The 23975-nt window shown below is 57.7% G+C and carries 19 protein-coding genes; 4 read left to right on the top strand and 15 right to left on the bottom strand.

Annotated elements, in window-relative coordinates:
* Positions 1-16: 16 nt before the first annotated feature.
* From ihfB to mtnA, 9 genes are all read right to left on the bottom strand, one after another.
* Entirely contained in the window at positions 17-313 is a 297-nt protein-coding gene (ihfB, locus tag DQN55_RS07775; protein WP_048382534.1) for an integration host factor subunit beta, read from the bottom strand.
* Positions 314-679: 366 nt separating this feature from the next.
* On the bottom strand, positions 680-2374 hold the full coding sequence (rpsA, locus tag DQN55_RS07770) for a 30S ribosomal protein S1 (protein WP_016780248.1): 1695 nt from the start codon (positions 2372-2374) through the stop codon (positions 680-682).
* A gap of 123 nt (positions 2375-2497) precedes the next feature.
* Positions 2498-3184: a (d)CMP kinase gene (cmk, locus tag DQN55_RS07765; RefSeq protein WP_048382533.1), complete on the bottom strand. Its 687-nt coding sequence runs from the start codon at positions 3182-3184 to the stop codon at positions 2498-2500.
* Entirely contained in the window at positions 3184-5406 is a 2223-nt protein-coding gene (locus DQN55_RS07760) for a bifunctional prephenate dehydrogenase/3-phosphoshikimate 1-carboxyvinyltransferase (RefSeq protein WP_048382616.1), read from the bottom strand. Before DQN55_RS07760 ends, cmk begins: the two co-directional genes overlap by 1 nt.
* Before the next feature lie 4 nt (positions 5407-5410).
* On the bottom strand, positions 5411-6523 hold the full coding sequence (hisC, locus tag DQN55_RS07755; protein ID WP_048382532.1) for a histidinol-phosphate transaminase: 1113 nt from the start codon (positions 6521-6523) through the stop codon (positions 5411-5413).
* 11 nt (positions 6524-6534) lie between these two features.
* Positions 6535-7629 carry a prephenate dehydratase gene (pheA, locus tag DQN55_RS07750; RefSeq protein ID WP_048382531.1) on the bottom strand — a complete coding sequence of 365 codons (1095 nt, stop codon included), beginning with the start codon at positions 7627-7629 and terminating at the stop codon, positions 6535-6537.
* Positions 7629-8714: a 3-phosphoserine/phosphohydroxythreonine transaminase gene (serC, locus tag DQN55_RS07745; protein ID WP_048382530.1), complete on the bottom strand. Its 1086-nt coding sequence runs from the start codon at positions 8712-8714 to the stop codon at positions 7629-7631. The genes pheA and serC overlap by 1 nt, the downstream gene beginning before the upstream one ends.
* 203 nt (positions 8715-8917) lie before the next feature.
* Positions 8918-11554 (bottom strand): DNA gyrase subunit A, encoded by a 2637-nt coding sequence (gene gyrA / locus DQN55_RS07740; RefSeq protein WP_048382529.1) that lies wholly within the window; start codon positions 11552-11554, stop codon positions 8918-8920.
* A gap of 329 nt (positions 11555-11883) precedes the next feature.
* Complete coding sequence (gene mtnA, locus DQN55_RS07735) at positions 11884-12960, bottom strand: S-methyl-5-thioribose-1-phosphate isomerase (protein ID WP_048382613.1); 1077 nt, start codon at positions 12958-12960, stop codon at positions 11884-11886.
* A 106-nt stretch (positions 12961-13066) separates the two neighbouring features.
* On the opposite strand from mtnA, the gene DQN55_RS07730 reads away from it, so the two are divergent.
* From DQN55_RS07730 to DQN55_RS07715, 4 genes are all read left to right on the top strand, one after another.
* Complete coding sequence (locus DQN55_RS07730; protein ID WP_048382528.1) at positions 13067-14398, top strand: TRZ/ATZ family hydrolase; 1332 nt, start codon at positions 13067-13069, stop codon at positions 14396-14398.
* 63 nt (positions 14399-14461) lie between these two features.
* Complete coding sequence (gene ubiG / locus DQN55_RS07725; protein ID WP_048382527.1) at positions 14462-15160, top strand: bifunctional 2-polyprenyl-6-hydroxyphenol methylase/3-demethylubiquinol 3-O-methyltransferase UbiG; 699 nt, start codon at positions 14462-14464, stop codon at positions 15158-15160.
* Between the two features lie 3 nt (positions 15161-15163).
* Entirely contained in the window at positions 15164-15835 is a 672-nt protein-coding gene (gene mupP / locus DQN55_RS07720; protein ID WP_048382526.1) for an N-acetylmuramic acid 6-phosphate phosphatase MupP, read from the top strand.
* 41 nt (positions 15836-15876) lie between these two features.
* Complete coding sequence (locus DQN55_RS07715) at positions 15877-16617, top strand: YciK family oxidoreductase (RefSeq protein WP_048382525.1); 741 nt, start codon at positions 15877-15879, stop codon at positions 16615-16617.
* Positions 16618-16689: 72 nt separating this feature from the next.
* Here the strand turns inward: DQN55_RS07715 and DQN55_RS07710 are convergent, their stop codons facing one another.
* From DQN55_RS07710 to DQN55_RS07685, 6 genes are all read right to left on the bottom strand, one after another.
* A complete protein-coding gene (locus DQN55_RS07710; RefSeq protein ID WP_048382524.1) occupies positions 16690-17475 on the bottom strand; it encodes a TenA family transcriptional regulator in 786 nt (261 codons plus the stop codon).
* A 46-nt stretch (positions 17476-17521) separates the two neighbouring features.
* A complete protein-coding gene (locus tag DQN55_RS07705) occupies positions 17522-19981 on the bottom strand; it encodes an EAL domain-containing protein (RefSeq protein ID WP_048382523.1) in 2460 nt (819 codons plus the stop codon).
* 193 nt (positions 19982-20174) lie between these two features.
* Positions 20175-21974, bottom strand: a complete 1800-nt coding sequence (locus tag DQN55_RS07700; protein ID WP_172601049.1) for an ABC transporter ATP-binding protein — start codon at positions 21972-21974, stop codon at positions 20175-20177.
* 10 nt (positions 21975-21984) lie between these two features.
* The gene (locus DQN55_RS07695; RefSeq protein ID WP_048382521.1) at positions 21985-22620 is read right to left on the bottom strand and encodes a DsbA family protein; all 636 of its coding nucleotides are present in this window, start codon (positions 22618-22620) and stop codon (positions 21985-21987) included.
* A 2-nt stretch (positions 22621-22622) separates the two neighbouring features.
* Positions 22623-23561 (bottom strand): oxygen-dependent tRNA uridine(34) hydroxylase TrhO, encoded by a 939-nt coding sequence (gene trhO, locus DQN55_RS07690; RefSeq protein ID WP_048382520.1) that lies wholly within the window; start codon positions 23559-23561, stop codon positions 22623-22625.
* A gap of 113 nt (positions 23562-23674) precedes the next feature.
* Complete coding sequence (locus DQN55_RS07685) at positions 23675-23971, bottom strand: BolA family protein (protein ID WP_048382519.1); 297 nt, start codon at positions 23969-23971, stop codon at positions 23675-23677.
* Between the last annotated feature and the right edge of the window lie 4 nt (positions 23972-23975).

Here is a 23975-nt window from a genome sequence, read left to right as displayed (position 1 = left end):
CCTTGTTCCTTAAGGGTTAAACGTCTTCTTCCTCATCTTCATTCACTCGATCGCGGAGCTCTTTGCCCGGTTTGAAATGAGGAACAAATTTACCATCGAGACTGACAGACTGGCCGGTTTTCGGATTCCGACCTACCCGGGGTGCTCGGTAGTGCAGCGAGAAACTGCCAAAGCCACGGATCTCAATTCGATCTCCGGTCGCCAGGCACTGTGACATTTGCTCAAGCATGGTCTTGATAGCCAGCTCAACATCCTTGGATGAGAGTAGCCCTTGATGGGTGACAATTCGTTCGATCAACTCCGACTTCGTCATATTTTTCCCTTCTTTTTCAAGCAGCTAGATCAGCGCTTCAAAGGTTTTAGCATGATCGAATGACTTTGAACAGCCCAGGATTTGACTTATCTTTTCACACATCACGGCAAGAGCTGGCAACCAACAAGGGACATGAAACAACTATGGCAAATGGATATCAGCCCGCTCCGACCGGCCTGCGCCTCCTGCAGAGCCTTGAACCCTCATACACCGCCAATACCCGCCCACGGCTCTGAAGCACCTGTTGCGCCAGGACCCCGCACAGACACCTTTAACAACTATAAGCCCCACTCCCAGCACCTGACTCAAATTTCAGGCACAAAAAAGGGCGACCTAAGTCGCCCTTTTTTAATGGTCAGTCAGAACTTAGTTCTGCTTTTCCATTTGTGCACGCAGCAGGTCGCCCAGAGTGGTCGGACCAGCAGCAATGTCAGAGGTAGCTGGCTTGTCGCGCAGGCTCTGAATTGCTTCTTTCTCTTCAGCATCATCTTTCGACTTGATGGAGAGTTGGATTACGCGGCTCTTGCGATCAACGCTGATGATCTTGGCTTCTACTTCTTCGCCTTCTTTCAGAACGTTGCGCGCGTCTTCAACGCGGTCACGGCTGATTTCGGAGGCTTTCAGAGTCGCTTCGATATCGTTGGCCAGAGTGATGATGGCGCCTTTAGCGTCAACTTCTTTCACGATGCCCTTAACGATTGCGCCTTTGTCGTTCTCTTGTACGTACTCGGAGAACGGATCGCTTTCCAGCTGCTTGATACCCAGGGAGATGCGCTCGCGCTCTGGATCAACAGACAGGATAACGGTGTCAAGCTCGTCGCCTTTCTTGAAACGACGTACGGCTTCTTCGCCCACTTCGTTCCAGGAGATGTCGGACAGGTGAACCAGGCCGTCGATGCCGCCGTCCAGACCAATGAAGATACCGAAATCGGTGATCGACTTGATGGTGCCGGAGATTTTATCGCCCTTGTTGAACTGGCCAGAGAAATCTTCCCATGGGTTAGATTTGCACTGCTTGATGCCCAGGGAGATACGACGACGCTCTTCGTCGATGTCCAGAACCATAACTTCCACTTCGTCGCCGACTTGTACGACTTTCGAAGGGTGGATGTTTTTGTTGGTCCAGTCCATTTCAGAAACGTGTACCAGACCTTCAACGCCTTCTTCCAGCTCAGCGAAGCAGCCGTAGTCGGTCAGGTTGGTTACACGCGCGGTAACGCGAGTGCTTTCTGGGTAACGGGCTTTGATAGCAACCCATGGATCTTCGCCCAGCTGCTTCAGGCCCAGGGAAACACGATTGCGCTCGCGATCGTACTTCAGAACCTTGACATCGATCTCGTCGCCAACGTTGACGATTTCGGAAGGATGCTTGATACGCTTCCAAGCCATGTCGGTAATGTGCAGCAGGCCATCGACGCCACCCAGATCGACGAATGCGCCGTAATCGGTGAGGTTTTTGACGATACCTTTGACTTGCTGGCCTTCTTGCAGGGATTCCAGCAGAGCTTCACGCTCAGCGGAGTTCTCTGCTTCAAGAACGCTACGACGCGAAACAACAACGTTGTTGCGCTTCTGGTCAAGCTTGATGACCTTGAATTCCAGCTCTTTGCCTTCCAGGTGCGTAGTATCGCGCACTGGACGAACGTCAACCAGAGAACCTGGCAGGAACGCACGGATGCCGTTAACGTCGACAGTGAAGCCGCCTTTAACCTTACCGTTGATAACGCCCTTGACCACTTCTTCTGCTGCGAAGGCTGCTTCCAGAACGATCCAGCATTCAGCGCGCTTGGCTTTTTCACGGGACAGCTTGGTTTCGCCAAAGCCGTCTTCGACCGCGTCCAGCGCAACGTGAACTTCATCACCGATGTTGATGTTCAGTTCGCCAGCGTCGTTGTGGAACTGCTCCAGCGGGATGAGGCCTTCAGACTTCAAACCAGCGTGAACGGTTACCCAACCAGCTTGGTAATCGATATCAACGATGATAGCGGTGATGATCGAGCCAGCCTGAAGATTCAGGGTTTTTAGGCTTTCTTCAAAGAGTTCTGCAAAGCTTTCGCTCATTTTAATTCCTGTTGTTCAAGGGCGAAGGAATACGCCCATCAGCCACATTCCAGACAATGTGGGTTACGTTCATATAAAAGAAGGCATGCAGGACTATTTCTGGTCTCCTGCACGCTTTCTTGGTCATCCAGTGATATCGCGAAGTGCGATTTCACTCATGATGCGTTCAAGCACCTGCTCGATGGATAACTCCGTAGAGTCCAGCTGTATCGCATCAGCCGCCGGTTTGAGCGGGGCTATTGCTCGCTGCGTGTCACGCTCATCGCGGGCACGAATCTCATCTAGCAGACCAGAGAGACTAACATCATCGCCCTTGGCCTTCAACTGCAAGTAACGACGACGCGCCCGTTCCTCGGCGCTAGCCGTCAAAAACACCTTTAGCGGCGCATCAGGAAACACCACGGTGCCCATGTCGCGACCATCGGCGACAAGACCCGGCGCCTCCTGAAAAGCACGCTGGCGCAACAGCAAGGCCTCGCGCACAGCAGGCAGGGCCGCGACTTTCGAGGCACCGGCAGCGACAGTCTCACTGCGGATGGCGTGGGTTACATCGTCACCTTCGAGAATAATGCGCGCAGATGTACCTTCCGTCGCCCCGACGAACTGCACATCAAGATGTGCAGCCAGTTTCTCCAGCAAGGCTTCATTATCCAGGGCAACGCCATGGTTACCCGCCGCGAAAGCCAGCAAACGATACAAGGCACCGGAATCCAGCAGATTCCATCCCAAACGCTTGGCCAGGATCCCGGCCACAGTGCCTTTGCCCGAACCGCTTGGGCCATCAATGGTAATTACAGGAGCCAGAGCCATCACGAGTTCGCCTCTTGCGCAACGCGCATGCCCACTTGCTTGCAGAGTGCAAGGAAGTTCGGAAATGAAGTGGCTACGTTGGCACAATCGTGGATACGGATCGGAGCGGTTGCCCGCAATGCCGCCACGCTGAACGCCATCGCAATACGATGATCACCATGACCATGAACTTCACCACCACCGATCGGACCGCCGTCGATAATGATGCCGTCCGGCGTAGGCTCGCATTTGACACCCAGCGTCAGCAGACCATCAGCCATGACCTGGATCCGGTCTGACTCCTTGACACGCAACTCCTCTGCCCCGCGCAGGATCGTACGACCCTCGGCAACAGCAGCCGCAACAAACAATACCGGGAACTCATCGATTGCCAGGGGCACCAGCTCCTCAGGAATGTCGATGCCTTTGAGGCGGGCCGATCGCACACGCAAATCAGCAACCGGCTCACCGCCCACTTCGCGCTGGTTTTGAAGGGTGATATCCGCCCCCATCAAACGCAATATGTCGATAACCCCGGTACGCGTCGGGTTGATGCCTACGTGCTCAAGCAACAGGTCAGAGCCTTCAGCGATCGAAGCCGCCACCAGGAAGAATGCCGAGGACGAGATGTCACCCGGCACTTCAATGTGGGTCGCCGTGAGCTTGTGCCCCGACTCAACGGAAGCGGTAGCCCCCTCGACACTGACCGGATAACCAAAACCGCGCAGCATGCGCTCGGTATGATCACGGGTCGGCGCAGGTTCCGTCACCGAGGTTTTGCCCTCAGCGTACAACCCGGCCAGCAGCAGGCAAGACTTCACCTGGGCACTGGCCATCGGCAGGGTGTAGTCCATGCCTTTAAGCGCGTGACCGCCACGAATGGTCATTGGCGGACGACCTTCGGCAGCGGTATCAATGACCGCGCCCATTTCACGCAGCGGATTAGCCACGCGATTCATCGGACGCTTGGTCAGCGAGGCATCGCCCGTCAGGGTGGTATCAAAGCTCTGCGCGGCCAAAAGGCCGGACAGCAGGCGCATTGAAGTCCCCGAGTTACCCAGATAGATGGGCCCTGGCGGCGCTTTCAAGCCATGCAGGCCAACACCGTGAATAGTCACGCGACCATGGTGAGGGCCTTCAATCACCACGCCCATGTCACGAAACGCCTGCAGTGTTGCCAGGGCATCTTCGCCCTCAAGGAAGCCTTCTACTTCGGTAGTGCCTTCAGCCAGCGAGCCGAGCATGATCGAACGGTGCGAAATGGACTTGTCGCCCGGCACACGGATCTGCCCGGTTACGTTGCCACCAGGTTCAGCCAGGAAAATCAGATCATTTGAATTCATAGGGTCCACATAAGCCCGGCGGGCCAGGATTTTACTGAAATGTTCGCGAGCAACCCGGGCGCGGGTAAAAACGCCCAGCAATTGATGCCCGTCCCCAGCATCGACCGCGTCGCGCAAGGCGTCGAGATCGCTGCGAAACGTATCTAATGTGCGTAACACTGCTTCGCGATTGGCGAGAAAAATGTCATGCCACATTACCGGGTCGCTTCCGGCGATTCTTGTAAAATCGCGAAAACCACCCGCCGCATAACGAAAGATATCCAGATTTTCATTACGCTTGGCCAGAGAGTCCACCAGCCCGAAAGCCAACAAATGAGGCAAATGACTGGTTGCAGCCAACACCTCATCGTGACGCTCGACCTGCATGTGCTCGACGTCCGCCCCCAGCGCTCGCCACATCATGTCGACCAGCGCCAGCGCCTGCGCGTCAGTTTCAGCCACAGGCGTCAAAATCACCTTGTGCCGCTGGAACAGGCTGGCATTGGAAGCCTCGACGCCGCTTTGCTCGGAACCGGCAATCGGATGCCCGGGAACAAAGCATGCAGGCATCGCACCGAATGCCTGCGCCGCAGCCCGCACGACATTGCCTTTGGCACTGCCCACATCGGTCAACACGGCCTTGCCAAGATCAATGCCCGCCAGCAACCCGAGCATTTTTTCCATGGCCAGGATCGGCACGGCCAGTTGAATGACATCTGCATCACGGCACGCTGTTGCCAAATCCGCCTCACAGCGATCGACAACACCCAGCTCCACGGCAAGCGCACGGGATTCCGGGTCAAGATCGACCCCCACCACCTCCGTGCACAAACCGCTTTCGCGCATGCCTTTAGCGAAGGATCCACCAATCAGGCCCAACCCGACAACGACCAGCCGACCTACGACAGGCTTTACCGACATGACATCAACCACGAGCAAGAACCCTGCCTAGCGCTTCAAGCAGACGCGCGTTTTCTGCCGGCAGGCCAATGGTGATACGCAAGTGGTTCGGCATGCCGTAGTTGGCCACCGGACGCACAATCACGCCTTCGCGCAGCAAGCCTTGATAAACCGGCATTGCCTCTCGCCCAAGGTCCACCGCAATGAAATTGCCCCGCGAAGGAATCCAGCCCAGCCCCAGCTCACGAAAGCCGTCCTGCAACTGCAGCATGCCCGCTTCGTTAAGACGGCGACTTTCAGCAAGGTAGTCAACATCCTGCAGCGCGGCACAGGCCGCAGCCAGCGCCAGGCTGTTGACATTGAATGGCTGACGAACCCGGTTCAGCACATCTGCAACCACCGCCGTTGACAGGCTGTAGCCCACTCGCAGGGCAGCCAGACCATAAGCCTTGGAAAACGTACGCGACACCAGCAGGTTTGGATAAGCCGAAAGGAATTCCAGGCCATCCGGCAGATCACCACCTTCTGCATATTCGATGTAAGCCTCGTCCAGCACGACCAGAACGCGCTCGGGTACATCCTGCAAAAACTCGTTCAACGCATCCGCACCAAACCAGGTACCGGTGGGGTTGTTCGGGTTCGCCAGGAAGACCACGCGGGTATTGCTGTCGATGGCCTCAAGCATGGCTGGCAGGTCATGCCCCCATTCCTTGGCCGGCACGACACGCGCCTGCGCGCCCACCGCCTGAGTGACGATCGGATACACGGCAAATGCATGCTCACTGAACACGGCATTCAGACCCGGCGCCAGATAAGCCCGTGCGACCAGCTCCAGAATATCGTTGGAGCCGTTGCCCAGCGTCACCTGATCGAGCTGCACACCGCAGCGCCCGGCCAACAGCTGCTTGAGCGCGAAACCATTGCCGTCCGGATAACGCGTCAGCTCAGCCAGCGCTTCACCAATGGCCGCCAGCACGCGAGGGCTTGCACCCAACGGGTTTTCGTTGCTTGCCAGCTTGACGATGGTGGCCGGATCGATATCCAGTTCACGCGCCAGTTCATCCACGGGTTTGCCCGGGACGTAAGGCGAAAGTTGTTGCACGCCCGGCTGTGCCAGGGCGAGAAAATCACCACTCATGTATGACCGCCTCAGAGAACCGCTTTAGGGTAAGAACCCAGCACTTTAAGTGCGACTGCTTCTTGACTGATTTGCTCCAGCACACTTTTAACCAATGGGTCGCGGTGGTGGCCAGCAAAATCGATGAAGAATACATAGGTCCATTTACCGCTACGCGAAGGACGTGTTTCGATGCGCGTCAGGTCGATACCGTTCTCATGGAACGGCACCAATAGCTCATGCAACGCACCTGGACGGTTGCTCATCGACACGATGATCGAGGTCTTGTCGTCACCGGTCGGCGGCACTTCCTGATTACCAATCATCAGGAACCGCGTGGAGTTGTCCGGACGGTCCTCGATCTTTTCAGCCAGACGGGTCAACCCATACAAGCCTGCGGCCATATCACCCGCAATGGCCGCCGAGTTCCACTCGCCCTTGACCCGCTTGGCTGCCTCGGCATTGCTCGACACAGCAACACGCTCGACATTCGGGTAATGCGCGTCCAGCCATTTGCGGCATTGAGCCAGCGACTGTGCGTGGGAGTAGATGCGACTGATGCTGTCGGTCTTGGTGTTCTCGCCAACCAGCAGGTGATGGTGAATGCGCAGCTCGACTTCGCCGCAAATCACCATGTCGTGCTCAAGGAAGCTGTCCAGCGTATGGTTCACAGCCCCTTCAGTGGAGTTTTCCACCGGCACCACACCGAAATTGACAGCACCCGCCGCCACTTCACGGAAAACTTCATCGATCGCAGCCATTGGCTTACTGATGACGGCATGCCCGAAGTGCTTCATCGCCGCGGCCTGAGTGAAGGTACCTTCCGGCCCCAGGTACGCCACTTTCAGCGGCTGCTCCAGCGCCAGGCAGGAAGACATGATCTCGCGGAACAAACGCGCCATCTCTTCATTACCCAACGGCCCCTTGTTGCGCTCCATGACGCGCTTGAGCACCTGCGCCTCACGTTCAGGCCGATAAAATACCGGCACTTCACCCTCTGCCAGCGAAGCCATTTTGACCCGCGCAACTTCTTGAGCGCAGCGGGCGCGCTCGCTGATCAGCTCCAGAACCTTTTCGTCCAGGCTGTCGATACGCACGCGCAGCGCCTTGAGTTCTTGCTCAGACATTAGCCGTGTTCCTTTTCGAACTCTGCCATGTACGCCACCAACGCATTAACCGCGGTGATGTCCACAGCGTTATAGATCGATGCACGCATGCCGCCTACCGAACGATGCCCCTTGAGGTTCAGCAGGCCGCGCGCTTCGGCACCCACGAGGAATGGCTTGTCGAGACGGTCATCCGCCAGACGGAACGGCACGTTCATCCAGGACCGGTCAGACTTGTTGATCGGGTTGCTGTACAGGCCGCTTGCATCGATAAAGTCATACAGAGTGCGCTTCTTGACTTCGTTGAGCTTGCCGATCGCCTCAACCCCGCCCTGCTCTTTGAGCCACTCGAACACCAGGCCAGACAAATACCAGGCCAGTGTCGGCGGCGTGTTGTACATCGAACCGTTATCCGCTGCGACCTTGTAGTCAAGCATCGTTGGACAGATAGTGCGCGCACGCCCCAGCAGGTCTTCACGAATAATGTTGACCACAATACCGCTTGGCCCGATGTTTTTCTGGGCGCCTGCGTAAATCATGCCAAAACGCGAGACATCCACCGGGCGCGACAAAATGTCGGAGGACATGTCAGCGACCAACGGTACATCACCGGTTTGCGGGATCCAGTCGAATTCCAGGCCACCAATGGTTTCATTTGGCGCGTAATGAACGTAAGCCGCATCACTCGACAGCTTCCACTCGTTCTGGCCTGGAATGGCGAAGTAATCATAAGGCTTGGCCGTTGCTGCCACGTTCACGCGACCAAAGCGCGAAGCCTCTTCAATCGCCTTTTGCGACCAGATGCCGGTGTCGATGTAATCTGCCTTGCCATTCTCGGGCAGCAGATTCAACGGAATTTGAGCAAATTGCTGGCTGGCGCCACCCTGCAGAAACAGGACCTTATAGTTCGAGGGAATAGACAGCAGGTCCCGCAGATCCTGCTCGGCCTTGGTCGCAATGGATACAAACTCATCACTGCGGTGGCTCATCTCCATGACGGAGAGGCCCTTGCCGTGCCAGTCGAGCAACTCGGACTGGGCACGCAACAGGACGGCTTCAGGGAGCGCAGCAGGACCTGCGCAGAAGTTATAGGCTCGTTTGCTCACATCCACTCTCACTCTGATTTGGTGGGTCACGCGATAAATCATGATATCAGTCGACACTGACCTGATGCGGAGCGAACTGCGGCCCGAACGGCAAACCGCGTTGCTGCTATCGCGAGCAAGCTCGCTCCTGCAGGTGGTCGATACTTTCATACGGGACATACAACAAGGGGGCGAATTTTCATCCGCCCCCCCTGTGTGTCCGCTTACACCTGCGGTGCTTCTTCGTCAGCGCCAGCGTCTACTGGTTGCTCGCATTCAAGCTCGACACCCTCCTCGCCTTCACCTTCGAGTTCTTCACCCTCGACTTCCGACGGTTCCTGAACGCGCTCCAGCCCGACCAGCGTTTCATCACTGGCAAGCTTGATCAGGGTGACGCCCTGAGTGTTACGCCCCAGGCTTGACACTTCGTCGACACGAGTACGCACCAGAGTGCCCTGGTCGGAAATCAGCATGATTTCTTCCCCGTCCTGAACCTGAACCGCACCGACCAGACGGCCATTACGATCGTTGCTGACCATGGCAATAACACCCTGACCGCCACGCTTGTATTCAGGGAACTCGCTGATGGCCGTGCGCTTGCCGTAACCACGCGCCGAAGCGGTGAGGATCTGGCTGCCTTCTTCAGGGATCAGCATCGAAATCAGCTTCTGCCCTTCCGGCAGACGCATGCCGCGCACACCGCGAGCCGTACGGCCCATGGCACGTACGTCGGATTCCTTGAAGCGTGTCACCTTGCCACCATCGGAGAACAGCATGACTTCGCGCTCGCCATCGGTGATGGCAGCACTGATCAGCACGTCGCCTTCGTCCAGTTCCAGCGCGATCAGACCGACGCTGCGTTGACGGCTGAAGGATTCCAGAGGGGTCTTCTTCACGGTGCCGTTAGCGGTTGCCATGAAGATGAAGTGACCTTCGGTGTACTCCTCGACCGGCAGCATGGTGGTGATGTATTCACCCTCGCCCAGCGGCAGCAGGTTGACCAGCGGACGACCCCGCGCAGCCCGGGAAGCTTCCGGAATTTCATAGGTTTTGAGCCAGTACACCTTGCCTTTGCTGGAGAACAGCAACAGCGTGGTGTGGCTGTTGGCAACCAGCAGGTGAGCGATGTAGTCCTCATCCTTGACGCCAGTTGCCGACTTGCCTTTACCGCCACGACGCTGGGCCTGGTACGCAGCCAATGGCTGGGTCTTGGCATAACCACCGTGGGAGATGGTCACAACGCGCTCTTCTTCCGGGATCATGTCACCCAGGGTCAGATCGAGACGGGCATCGAGAATTTCGGTACGACGCACATCGCCGTATTCGGCACGGATCAGTTCCAGCTCTTCACGGATCACTTCCATCAAACGCGTAGAGCTGTTGAGGATGCGGATCAGTTCGCCGATCTGGTTGAGGATCTCTTGATACTCGGCCAGCAGCTTTTCGTGCTCCAGACCGGTCAGGCGATGCAGACGCAGCTCCAGAATGGCTTGAGCCTGCTCCGGCGACAGGAAGTACTTGCCTTCACGCAGACCGTATTGCGGGTCAAGGTTGTCTGGACGGCACGAATCGGCACCGGCACGTTCGACCATTGCAACCACCGCACTCGACTCCCAAGGCGTGCTGACCAGCGCTTCCTTGGCTTCCGATGGCGTTGGCGAAGCCTTGATCAGCGCGATGACCGGATCGATGTTGGACAAGGCTACAGCCTGGCCTTCAAGGATATGGCCGCGTTCACGGGCCTTGCGCAGCTCGAATACGGTACGACGGGTAACCACTTCGCGACGGTGACGAACGAAGGCTTCCAGCAGATCCTTGAGGTTCAGGATGCGTGGACGGCCATCGATCAGCGCGACGATATTGATACCGAACACCGCTTGCAGCTGGGTCTGGGCGTAGAGGTTGTTGAGGATCACCTCAGGTACTTCGCCGCGACGCAGTTCGATCACGACGCGCATGCCGTCCTTGTCGGACTCGTCACGCAGCTCGGTGATGCCTTCAAGCTTCTTCTCTTTAACCAGCTCGGCGATCTTCTCGATCAATCGCGCCTTGTTCAACTGGTAAGGGAGTTCGGTAATGACGATCTGCTGACGGCCACCGACCTTGTCGATATCTTCGATGATCGAGCGGGCACGCATGTAAATACGGCCACGCCCGGTGCGGTAGGCTTCGATGATGCCGGCACGACCGTTGATGATCGCAGCGGTCGGGAAGTCCGGACCGGGGATGTACTGCATCAGCTCATCGATGCTCAACTCAGGGTTGTCGATGAGTGCCAGGCAACCATCGATGACTTCACCAAGGTTGTGCGGCGGGATGTTGGTGGCCATGCCCACGGCGATGCCGCTGGAGCCGTTGACCAGCAAGTTGGGAATTCGCGTCGGCATGACCGCCGGGATCATTTCCGTGCCGTCGTAGTTCGGCACCCAGTCCACGGTCTCTTTGTGCAAGTCGGCCAGCAACTCGTGGGCCAACTTGGTCATGCGCACTTCGGTGTATCGCATGGCCGCAGCGTTGTCGCCGTCGACCGAACCGAAGTTGCCCTGACCATCTACCAGCAGGTAGCGCAGGGAGAATGGCTGAGCCATTCGAACGATGGTGTCGTAAACCGCGGTATCACCGTGCGGGTGATACTTACCGATCACGTCACCGACCACACGGGCAGATTTCTTGTACGGCTTGTTCCAGTCGTTATTCAGTTCGCTCATCGCAAACAGCACGCGCCGGTGCACGGGCTTCAAGCCATCGCGTGCATCAGGAAGCGCCCGCCCGACAATTACGCTCATCGCGTAGTCGAGGTAGGACTGTTTCAGCTCGTCTTCGATATTGACCGGGAGGATTTCTTTGGCCAGTTCGCCCATGAGAAGCCTGATTCCTTTTTCGGGTGAAACTTCGCCACATCCATTCGGGACGAACGAAGCTCGCCGCTGCTGACCACGTGCCATGCAACGACTTACGACAAATCAACGAGTTATGCTACGGATTTGCGCAGTAAGGGCAACCATTGTGGGCCACCCTGGAAACCGCCGAATGTTATCACAAACGCCGCCACGCACCTATCCCTCAGATGCGCATGGATCACAGTAAGCGAGCCGGTTATCGGCCTGAGCGCGCTCAGAGGGGCCGAGAGCGGCAAATGACCCGCGCCACCAGGCTCGTGATTGACTGCTTCATGCGGCCGCGATGCACCTCAATGCAAACGCTTGCGACACATCAGCTGCGCCATTTTTGCCGCATCCGGACGCTCGACAATACCCTTCTCGGTCACGATGACGTCGATCAGATCGGCCGGCGTCACATCAAACACCGGGTTGAACCCCCGGACATTGGCACCCACCCGAACGCCACCTACATCCAGCAGCTCGCTGCCGTCACGCTCTTCAAGGGCAATGTCCTCACCGCTGGCCAGTGCCATGTCGATCGTAGCGCTGGGGGCAACCACCATAAAGCGCACACCGTGGTGCATGGCGTTAACCGCCAATTGGTACGTGCCTATCCTGTTCGCCACATCACCGTTGGCGGTAATAATGTCCGCTCCCACAATCACCCACGTCACACCCTTGGTTTTCATGATATGCGCCGCCGCCGAGTCGACATTGAGCGCCACCGGGATACCCTCGCTCTCCAGCTCCCACGCGGTCAGGCGGGAACCTTGCAACCAGGGCCGGGTTTCGCCTGCGTAAACCTGCTCGATCATGCCGTCCAGCCAGGCCGCCCGAATCACTCCCAGCGCCGTCCCGAAACCACCGGTTGCCAACGCACCGGTGTTGCAGTGGGTCAGCACGGCCTGCGCATTTCCCTGGTGCCGACGAATCAGCTCGACACCCAGTTGCGCCATCGTCAGATTGGCCTCACGATCACTCTCATGAATCGAGACCGCCTCAGCTTCAAGCACCTGAAGCGCATCAGCGCTGGCCTGGATTCGCCGCAACCGGTCACGCATCCGGTTCAAGGCCCAGGTCAGGTTCGCTGCCATCGGGCGAGAATCGGCCAGCAACGTGAAGTCGTCTTCCAGTGCTGCTACCCAGTCACCTCCGGCAGCCTTTCGCTCACGCGCCGCCAGCACCACACCATAGGCCGCGGCTATACCAATCGCGGGCGCACCGCGCACCACTGCGTCGCGGATCGCCTCGGCGACACCCTGCGCATCCGCGCATGCCAGCCAGTTTTCCTCAAAGGGCAGACTGCGCTGATCCAGCAGGTAAAGGGCTTCACCCCGCCAATCGATGGACTTAACCTTTTCCGCCGCCAACAGTCGATCGCGCATGCCTTCCCCCAAACCCAGAAACAAAGCCGCCGATTATAGCGAGCCCACCTGTAAGGCGCTCGGGTATACTTCGTCTCCTTTTAGAAAGCACTGGAAGCCGTTTTTGATGCCGACACCGACCACGCCCCTCGACTTACTACTCTTGCCTACCTGGCTCGTGCCGGTCGAACCTGCCGGTGTCGTCCTCAAGGACCACGGGGTCGGCATCCGGGACGGGCGGATCGTGTTCATTGGTCCACGCCACGAAGCCTTGCAGTACACCGCCCTCGAAACCCGCGAGCTGCCCGACACGCTGCTCGGCCCGGGCCTGATCAACGCCCACGGCCATGCCGCCATGACGCTGTTCCGCGGCATGGCCGACGACCTGCCTTTGATGACATGGCTAGAGCAACATATCTGGCCGGCAGAGGCCAAATGGGTCGATGAAGGCTTCGTACGCGATGGCACCGACCTAGCCATTGCCGAGCAACTGAAGGGGGGAATCACGTGTTTCAGCGACATGTATTTCTACCCCGGGATCGCGACCGAACGCGTGCACAACAGCGGCATCCGCGCACAAATTGCGATTCCGATCCTCGACTTTCCGATCCCCGGTGCAAGCTCGGCCGATGAGGCCCTGCGCCAGGCCATCGAATTGTTCGGCGACCTGAAACACCATTCGAGGATAAAAATCGCTTTCGGCCCTCATGCGCCCTACACCGTCAGCGACGAAAATCTCGAAAAAGTCCGGATCATCGCCGACGAGCTTGACGCAGCCATTCAGATGCATGTGCATGAAACCGCTTTCGAAGTGCAGCAGGCTGTCGAACTCAATGGCGAGCGCCCCATGGCCCGTCTTGCCCGACTGGGCATGCTGGGGCCCCGCTTCCAGGCCGTGCATATGACCCAGATCAGCGACGACGACCTGGCCATGCTGGTTGAAAGTAACGCCTGCGTGATTCATTGCCCCGAGTCCAATCTCAAGCTGGCCAGCGGTTTCTGCCCTGTAGAACGCCTGTGGCAAGCGGGAGTCAATGTCGCGGTCGGCACCGACGGCGCGGCCAGCAACAATGACCTCGACCTGCTTGGCGAAACTCGCACCGCCGCCCTGCTGGCCAAAGCCGTCGCAGGTTCGGCCACCGCCCTGGATGCCCACCGCGCCCTGCGCATGGCAACCCTGAACGGCGCCCGCGCCCTGGGCCTTGAAAATGATATCGGCTCGATCGAGAAGGGCAAGGCGGCCGACCTGGTTGCGTTCGACCTCTCCGGGCTGGCCCAGCAACCCGTCTACGACCCTGTTTCACAATTGATCTATGCCTGCGGCCGCGATTGCGTGAAACACGTCTGGGTTGCCGGCAAACAATTGCTGGACGATGGCCGCCTGACCCGCATGGACGAGCAACAGCTCTGCGCAACAGCCAAAGCCTGGGGCGAGCGCATCAGCAACCATACTCACTGATTCAGACGCTTGGGCCTGCGCCCGAAGCATTACCAGGATTTTTCAGCTTTAGAGGAATGACCCATGAGCAACGTCGACCACGCCGAGATCGCTAAATTCGAAGCCCTTGCCCATCGCTGGTGGGATCGCGAAAGCGAGTTCAAGCCGCTGCACGATATCAACCCGCTACGCGTCAACTGGATTGACGAGCGCGTGCAACTGGCAGGCAAAAAAGTATTGGACGTCGGTTGCGGCGGCGGCATTCTCAGCGAATCCATGGCTCAACGCGGTGCGACCGTAATGGGCATCGATATGGGCGAAGCCCCGCTGGCCGTGGCGCAACTGCATCAGCTCGAGTCCGGGGTGAGTGTTGAATACCGGCAGATCACCGCCGAGGAGCTGGCCGTCGAAATGCCCGAGCAATTCGATGTCGTTACCTGCCTTGAAATGCTGGAACACGTTCCGGATCCTGCCTCAGTGATTCAAGCGTGCTATCGCATGGTGAAGCCCGGTGGCCAGGTCTTCTTCTCGACCATCAACCGCAACCCGAAATCCTACCTGTTCGCGATCATTGGCGCGGAATACATCATGAAGCTGATCCCCCGCGGGACACACGACTTCAAAAAATTCATCCGTCCATCCGAACTGGGTGCCTGGAGCCGTCAGGCCGGCCTGAGCGTCAAAGACATCATAGGCCTGACCTACAACCCGCTGACCAAGCATTACAAGCTGGCCGACGATGTTGACGTCAACTACATGATCCAGACCCTTCGCGAGGAGTAATACATGCGTTTAAGAGCAGTTCTTTTTGACATGGACGGCACCCTGCTCGACACCGCGCCGGATTTCATCGCCATCTGCCAGGCCATGCGTGCCGAGCGCGACCTGCCTCCTCTTGCAGACAAACTGATCCGCGATGAAATCTCCGGCGGCGCCCGCGCCATGGTTGCCGTTACCTTCAACATGGACCCGCAAGCCCCGGGCTTCGAGGCGCTGCGCCTGGAGTTCCTTGAGCGCTACCAGCGCGATTGCGCGGTGCACACCCGGCTGTTTGACGGCATGGCCCAATTGCTGAGCGATATCGAAAAAGCTCATCTGGTCTGGGGTGTTGTCACCAACAAACCGGTGCGCTTTGCTCAGCCCATCATGGAGCGACTGGGCCTGGCCGAGCGCTCAGCGGTGCTGATCTGCCCGGATCACGTAACACGCAGCAAGCCCGATCCCGAGCCGATGATACTGGCCTGCAAGCTGCTCGATCTTGATCCGGCCAGCGTGCTGTTTGTAGGCGATGACCTGCGCGATATCGAGTCCGGACGCGATGCCGGGACCAAGACGGCCGCCGTACGCTTTGGCTATATCCACCCGGACGACAACCCGGATCACTGGGGGGCCGACATCGTTGTCGATCACCCGAGTGAGTTGCGCAAAGTCCTTGATAACGCGATGTGCAGCTGCTGACATGCACGTCGGGCTATCGATGAATACTGCTGAGGTTTTTTATGTTTGATTACTCCGCCCGACCCGACCTGCTTCAAGGCCGGGTGATTCTGGTCACAGGCGCGGGTCGCGGCATTGGCGCTGCGGCTGCGAAAATCTATGCCAGCCACGGTGCGACCGTGCTGCTGCTGGGTAAAACCGAGGCCAACCTGAGCCAGGTTTACGACGAAATCGAAGCTGCCGGGCACCCACAACCCGCAGTGATACCGTTCAATCTCGAAACGGCCCAGCCCCATCAATACGATGAGCTGGCCGCGATGATCGAAAATGAATTCGGCCACCTGGACGGGCTGCTGCACAACGCCTCGATCATTGGCCCGCGCACGCCCCTGGAACAGCTGTCAGGCGAAAACTTCATGCGGGTCATGCAGGTTAACGTCAACGCCATGTTCATGCTCACCAGCACGCTGCTGCCTCTGCTCAAGCTGTCGCAAGACGCCTCGGTGATATTCACCTCCAGCAGCGTCGGCCGCAAAGGTCGCGCTTACTGGGGTGCATATGGCGTGTCAAAGTTTGCCACCGAAGGTCTGATGCAAACCCTGGCAGACGAAGTCGACGGTGTGGCTGCCGTGCGTTCCAACAGCATCAATCCTGGTGCGACTCGCACCAGCATGCGCGCACTGGCGTACCCGGGAGAAAACCCCGAGAACAACCCGAAACCGGAAGAAATCATGCCGGTTTACCTGTACCTGATGGGCCCTGACAGCACAGGAATCAACGGTCAGGCATTCGACGCGCAATAACACGGCCACATAAAAAACCGCAGATTGCGACAAGCGCAGCCTGCGGTTTTTTTATGCCGGATCCGGCCGGAGTCAACCTTCAGCCAGTTCCCGTCGCTCAGACACCACCAGGTTCTTTTCGAACTGCAGGCAGCTTTGTAAAAACAGGTGCATGTAGTCATAACTCTTGCAAATAGCCTTGCGAAGCTCCGTCTGCAGCGCCCGGCTCGGGTTCATGCCCGCCAGCGTACAAATGATGTCCAGCGCCTCCCACGGATGCTCATCATCATACTGAGCGTGCATTTTAAGCCACTTCATTGCGCGCTTGCGCTCCTCAGGGGGAAATGACTCCTCATAGACAGGGCTGGAGCACACCACCGCGGACCACTCGCCCACCGCCCCTTCAATGGCATAGTTGGTTGCGGCCATGGCCACCGCCAGAGAATCACTCACGCAGGTGTGCCAGCACCAATCATTGAGCGCCTGAAACTCAACCGGAATGTCCTGCGCGCTCATCTTTTCAAGGGTTATGCCGTGTGCCCCGGCCCAGTTCACCCAGTAATCGGCATGGTTGAGCTCAACCCGTATATTACGAATCAGCCAGCGACGCGCCTTGTCTTCGCCGGGATGACGCCCATAACGGGTTTTGCCCAGATTACGCCCCATATACAACGAAAACTGCTCGACTACAGGCCAGCCGCCGATCAGATACAAGCGCAAGGTTTTGGGGCTCAGCGTGTTATCGCGCATGCGCCTGTAAAAATCATGCTCGACAACCCGACGCTTGCTCTCGCTACAGTCACGAATCAACTGCTGAGCCCAGTCCGGATAACTGGCTGGCTCCATGAGCGGCCCAGTACGGTTGAATGCATCAATCACTATCGAATTCCTTTTGATGGGTGATGTTTCAGTATCCTGCGCGCTGTCAACGCAACGCTCCTGGCGACTTTAAAACCTGGGATTTACGTCGCTCAGGTCGACACAACAAGCTTTCGCAGTTGAATAACTTTGGACGTTCAATTGTATACCCTTGGGCAAAATCGACACCGATCTCGATCAATGCCCGCTCAATTTGCGGGCTCTCGACGAACTCGGCAATCGTACGTTTACCCATCACATGACCAATGTGATTGATGACCTCAACCATAGCCCGGTTTATCGGGTCATCGAGCATGTCCCTGACGAAGCTGCCATCAATTTTCAAAAAATCCACCGGCAAATGCTTCAAGTAGGCAAACGAGGACATACCGGCACAAAAATCATCCAGGGAAAACTGGCAACCCAGCCCCTTCAAATCATTGATAAAGCGAATCGCGCTGCCCAAATTGGCAATGGCACTGGTTTCGGTAATTTCAAAACAGATCATCTCGGGGGCGACGCCATAACATTCGAACTGCTCATGCAGGAACGCTAAAAAGTCCTCGTCACCAATGGTGGTACCCGACAGGTTGATAGCGCATACCGCCATCGGACGGCCCGGAGACCGGGCTGCGCATTCAGAAATGATCCTGAACACGTTTTCGACCACCCAACGGTCAATTGAAGACATCAAGCCATAACGCTCAGCGGCGGGTATAAAACTGTCAGGCAAGATCATTCGCCCGCTTTCATCATACAAACGCAATAAAATCTCGATGTGGCCAGCAGCGTCCCGAGTGCTACCCAGCTCGGCAATTTCTTGTGCATACAGGCAAAAACGGTTGTCTTCCAGGGCAACATGCAAACGCTGAACCCATGCCATTTCGCCAAAACGCAGAGACAGCTCGGAGTCATCGGCGTGGTAGACCTGGACCCGATTGCGGCCCTTCTCCTTGGCCATGTAGCACGCCATGTCCGCTGCCTGCAGCAGGCCTTCAATCGTTACGGGGGCCAGGTGAATGTGTACCAGTCCGATACTGATGGTGGTCAGGAATGGCCGGCCCTTCCAGACAAAATGCAAACTCTGTACCGTCTGGCGCAGGCCATCAGCGATTGTCTCCGCGACATCGGGCGGGCAGTTTTCCAGCAGGATGCCAAACTCATCTCCTCCGAGGCGCGCAAGCGTGTCTCCCTCACGCAAACCGGCTTGCAGCAACGCACAAACGTGACGCAAAAGCTCATCGCCCGCCGCATGGCCGCAGGTATCGTTGACCAGTTTGAATTGGTCAAGATCGAGATACAGCAAGGCATGACGGCCTTGCTGGCGAGCCAGGTTTTGCAATACCAGCTCCAGCCGGTATTCAAACTCACGGCGATTGGTCAGCCCTGTCAGCGAGTCATGGGTCGTCTGCCAGGACAGATTGGCGAGGTATTGCCGCTCACGGGTCATGTCGTGCAGTACCAGCACGGCCCCGCTCACTTGTCCGGCGTGAAGGATCGGGGCACCCACCAGCGTGACAGAAACCGTACTGCCATCCGCGCGCTGAATCAGCTTGGCGTGCTCACTGTGGTTGCCCAGCTCGCCGCCGAGAATGCGGTCGATCAACTTGAAGCCATCATCCTGGGCATTTTCGTCGAGCAACTTGAACAGCGCGGCCAAGGGTATGCCCTGAGCATGCTCGGACCTCCAGCGGGTCAGTTGCTCCGCTGCAGGGTTCATGTAGGCAATTGCGCCATTGACGTCCGTGCTGATGACCCCGTCGCCAATGGACTCCAGGGTTATTTGCGCCCGCTCCCTTTCCATTTGCAACGCTTCGGCAAATGCGCGGCGCTGGGCAAGTATTTTGCGTGTGCGCAACAGGGCCAGCAGAATCAGGCCAAGCGCAGTAGCGAGATTCGTCAACACCAACAGGTTCAGGATAAATCGCGACCCTTCGCCCAAGGCGTCGCTAAAGGCTTTGGCCGTTGGCGTGACGCCTTCATTGATGGCGAAGATATCAGCCTTCCAGCGCTGGATATCGGCAGCGCTCGCTTGATGGGCAGATGTATCCCGGTGTATTTCCCGGGCCAGCGCATCGAGCTGATCCAGATAGCTGTCACCCACGACCCATTTCTCAATGGCCCGGTCCAGGTAACTGAAGTTCCGAAAGTACCGGTAGAACCAGATAATGCTCGAGACGTCTTCCGGGCTATTGCCGCCCTGCAAAATACCTTCGCGAGCAGCGTCCAGATCAGGGGGCGTCTGGTCCAGCGCCTTACGCAGGACGTAGCCGCCCTTGGGCACCCTGATCGCTTGTTCATATTTGGCGAAAATGGCCGGGTCCTGGCCGTCGGCATACAGTGTGAGGAAGTAGATGGCGTCTTTTTGCCCCTTGGACCATAAGCTCTCGCCTGCGACATAGCCTCTCACGGCCGAGAGCATGTATAGGCTGACACACCCCAATAACGCCTGAAACAGCACGACTGCGATAAAGGGCCAGACAATGCCCAACAACCGCGGCGCGTCGAGGGTACGTTCTTGCTTCATGAGCTCCCTTTGCGTCAGCTGACCGGTCAAAAACCAGAGAACAACCTCTCCACAACACATCAGCCTAGGCTAATTTGCGAATAACAGAGCAACGGCAGGAAGGGCACTAGCAAAAAGCCTGCAGCCAGTCCCTGCCACGCACAGCTAAATGCCTGAAAGACGTCAGCCAATCAGCCCGCAAGCCTGCCCGGCATCAGTTCTGTTGCAGGTGTCCGTACAGCCTTGCGTAAAGGCCGCCATCGGCGATCAACTGCTGGTGATCACCCTCTTCGGCAATGCGTCCACCATCAAACACCAGCACCCGATCTGCCTGTTTTACCGCAGACAGGCGATGAGCGATGATTAATGTGGTGCGACCATTCAAGAATTTTCCCAAAGCGTGATGCAGGTTGTATTCCGTGGCCGCATCGAGCGCGCTGGTGGCCTCATCGAGAATCACCACGCGAGGCTCGGCCAGGACCATTCGGGCAATCGCCAGGCGCTGGCGTTGACCTCCCGACAGGCGCACACCCGAACGCCCGACAATACTGTCCAGCCCTTGCGGCAGGTTCAGAATGGTGCCGTCGAGCTGAGCGATTTCCAGCGCCCGCCAACAGGCTTCGTCAGAGCGCTCACGGCCCATGGTCAGGTTGGCGCGTACCGTGTCGTTGAACAGTGCCGGGTGCTGCAGTACCACGGCAACGTGTTCGCGAATGGTTTGCAGACCAATTTGCGACTGACTGGCGCCGGCAAAGTAAATATCTCCCGACTGTGGGGTGTAAAGCCCCAATAGCAGCTGCACCAGCGTGCTCTTGCCACCGCCACTGGTTCCCACAATGGCCACCTTCTCACCTGCTGCAATGTTCAGGTTCAGGTGATCCAGCACCTTTTCTTCGCCGTAGCTGAAGCTCAGGTCCCGCACTTCTATGCCTACGGTCTGGAGCCCCGCAAAGGGATTCACGCCGCCGGGATATTGCGGTTCATCGGCACGGGCCAACAGCTGGTTGATCCGCGTCACCGCCCCGCCTGCCGCATAAAAAGCGTATTGCAAGTTAAGCAATTGCTCGACAGGACCGATCATGAACCACAGATAACTGAACACGGCGAGCATCTGGCCGATCGACAGATCCGAAAACAGCACAGTCAACATCGCCGCCGCACGGAAAATGTCGATCCCGAACTGGAACAACAAACCGCTGGCCCGGTTCGAAGCGTCGCTTTTCCACTGCGAAGCCACCGCAAAGTCACGCACTTCACGAGCACGTTGTCCCAAGCGACCCAGGAAAAACCCCTGGCGATTGCCTGCGCGTACTTCCTGAATGGCATCCAGGGTTTCGGTCAGGGCCTGGGTAAAGCGTGCCGTGCTGTCGTTTTCCAGTTTTTTCAGGTGTTTGACGCGCTTGCCCAATTGCACCGTGGCGTAAATCACCAACGGGTTGAACAGCAGGATCAGCAGCGCCAGTTGCCAGTGCATCCACAGCAAAATCGCCGAAGTCCCCACCAGCGTGAGCATGGCGACCAGAAAGCGGCTCAGCGTCTCACCGACAAACTTGTCCAGCGTATCCAGATCCGTGACCAGGTGCGTGGTCACGGTGCCGCTACCCAGGCTTTCGTACTCGGCCAGCGAAATGCGCTTCAGGCGCTCGATCAAACGCAAGCGGATGCGAAACACAATATCCTTGGCCAGGCTCGAAAACAGCCGGGCCTGAAGCACGTTGAACAGCAACGCTCCGCAACGCAGCACAAGGGTAATCGCCAGCATCAGGCCGATATAGCCCACCGCGCCTTGCCAGGCCTGTGGCAACGCGTGATTCATGATTTTCAGGGCCGCATCGCCATTGCCCAGCAACACCTCATCGACCAGCAAGGGCAGCAGCAAGGGGATGGGAACACTGCACAAGGTGGCCAGTACGGCGACCCCGTTGGCAATCCACAAGGCTTTTTTATGGCGCAGGGCCAAGCGCCGGATCTCGCCCCAAGTCAGGCGATCCGGTGTTTTTCCGCAAGGCGGCACCTCAGAAGGATCAAACACGCGTAGCGCGTTCTAGCCAGCGACCGAGCAAGTCCGACAAAGGCCCAAGCGGTTGATAACCGTTGGTCAGTAACGCGAGTTGCCCGTCGCGCTCAGCCAGCAAGGTCGGGAACCCGGCAATGCCCAGGTCTTGCACCCAACTGAAGTCGGCAGCGGTGGCGGCGTGTTGTTCCGCAGTGTCAAAGGCTGCCGCAAACTCGATACGCGGCAACCCTGATGCCTCTGCCAGCTCAACCAGGACACTGGCTTGAGTGACATCCCGACCCTGCATGTAAAACGCCTGCTGGATCAGCTTTACCAGTTTCCAGGCGCAATCGGGGGCCAGACTGCGGGCTGCCACCAATGCCCGACAAGCGGGCTCGGTGTCGTACACAAAGCCCTCGGACAAAGCACCTTCAAAGGTAAACGGTTGACCGGTGGCGTCTGCGACGGCCTGCCAATGCTCAAGGATGTAGCGACGCTTTGCGGCGTCCATTGACGCGCCGCTGCCGGTACGCAGACCACCCACCACCAGGTGCAACTCGACACCTGCGGCCTGCGCCTGCTCTACCAGGGCTTCGGCGACGGGTGAAAAACCCCAGCACCACGAGCACATCGGGTCCATCACATAGAGCAAGCGCGCAGACATCATCAGGCCTCGGCAGGTTTACGGTAGTTATGACCGATCGGATGTGGTTGATTGCGGGCCTTGGCCAGTTCGATCTGCTTTTGGCGATCAATGGCACTGCGCCGCGTCTTCTCGCTCAGTTTGTCCCAGCAATACGGGCAACTGATACCCGGCTGATAGTGCTCGGACTCGCGGTCGGCCGCGCTGATCGGGGTGCGGCAGGCGTGGCACTGGTCGTATTCGCCTTCGCTCAAATCGTGACGCACGGTGACACGATTATCAAACACGAAGCAGTCGCCCTGCCATTTGGTTTCTTCCTGCGGCACTTCTTCGAGGTACTTCAGGATCCCGCCCTTAAGGTGATACACCTCGTCAAACCCTTGGCTGAGCATGTAGCTCGAAGCTTTTTCACAGCGAATGCCACCGGTGCAGAACATGGCGACTTTCTTGTGCCTGGCCGGGTCGAAGTTGGCCTTGATGTAGTCGGGAAACTCGCGAAAGCTGGTGGTCTTGGGGTCAATTGCCCCCTCAAACGTACCGATGGACACTTCGTAATCATTACGGGTATCGATCAGCAGCACCTCTGGATCGCTGATCAGCGCGTTCCAGTTCTCGGGGTCAACATAGGTTCCGACTTTTTTGTTCGGATCTACGCCTTCTACGCCGAGGGTGACGATTTCTTTCTTCAGTTTGACCTTGGTCCGGTAGAACGGCTGGTCATCGCAGTAGGATTCCTTGTGATCGATGTCGATCATGCGCGGGTCGGACTTCAACCAGTCCATCAGCCCGTCAATTCCTTCGCGGCTACCGGATACAGTGCCGTTGATACCTTCTTCGGCAATCAGCAATGTCCCCTTGATGCCGTTATCGACCATGGCCTTGAGCAAGGGCTCACGCAGTTCGACGTAATCTTCAAGGGTGACGAATTTGTACAGTGCAGCTACTACAATCGGCGATGTCATCGCGTCTCTCTCCAGGTGGCTACCCTCGTAAAGGGTGAACCGGATGCAAAAAAAACGCGCCGACTAAGCGGCGCGTTGCAGATTCTAACAAAAAGCCAGCTGACTGCGCTAACTCAGTGCCCACCGCCGGCACAGGTCGGCGAGGCCGGGGCTGTGCCGATTTCTGCCCATTCCTCAGGCGTGTATGTGTGCAAGGCCAACGCATGGAATTCGCCCATCAGGTCACCCAGTGCGGCGTAAACCTTCTGGTGACGCTTGACCCGGTTGAGCCCGGTGAACTGCTCGCTGACCACCACCGCCTTGAAGTGGGTCTGTAGCCCGCGACTGTGCATGTGGCTTTCATCCAGCACGCTCAGATGCTCGGGTTGCAATGCGCCAAGCGCCAATTCGATACGATGTTGCATGTCCATTCAG

The organism is Pseudomonas taetrolens, assembly GCF_900475285.1.
Lineage (GTDB): Bacteria > Pseudomonadota > Gammaproteobacteria > Pseudomonadales > Pseudomonadaceae > Aquipseudomonas > Aquipseudomonas taetrolens.
Note: the sequence above shows the minus strand (reverse complement) of the source record. Positions and strands in the feature narration are given on the sequence as shown.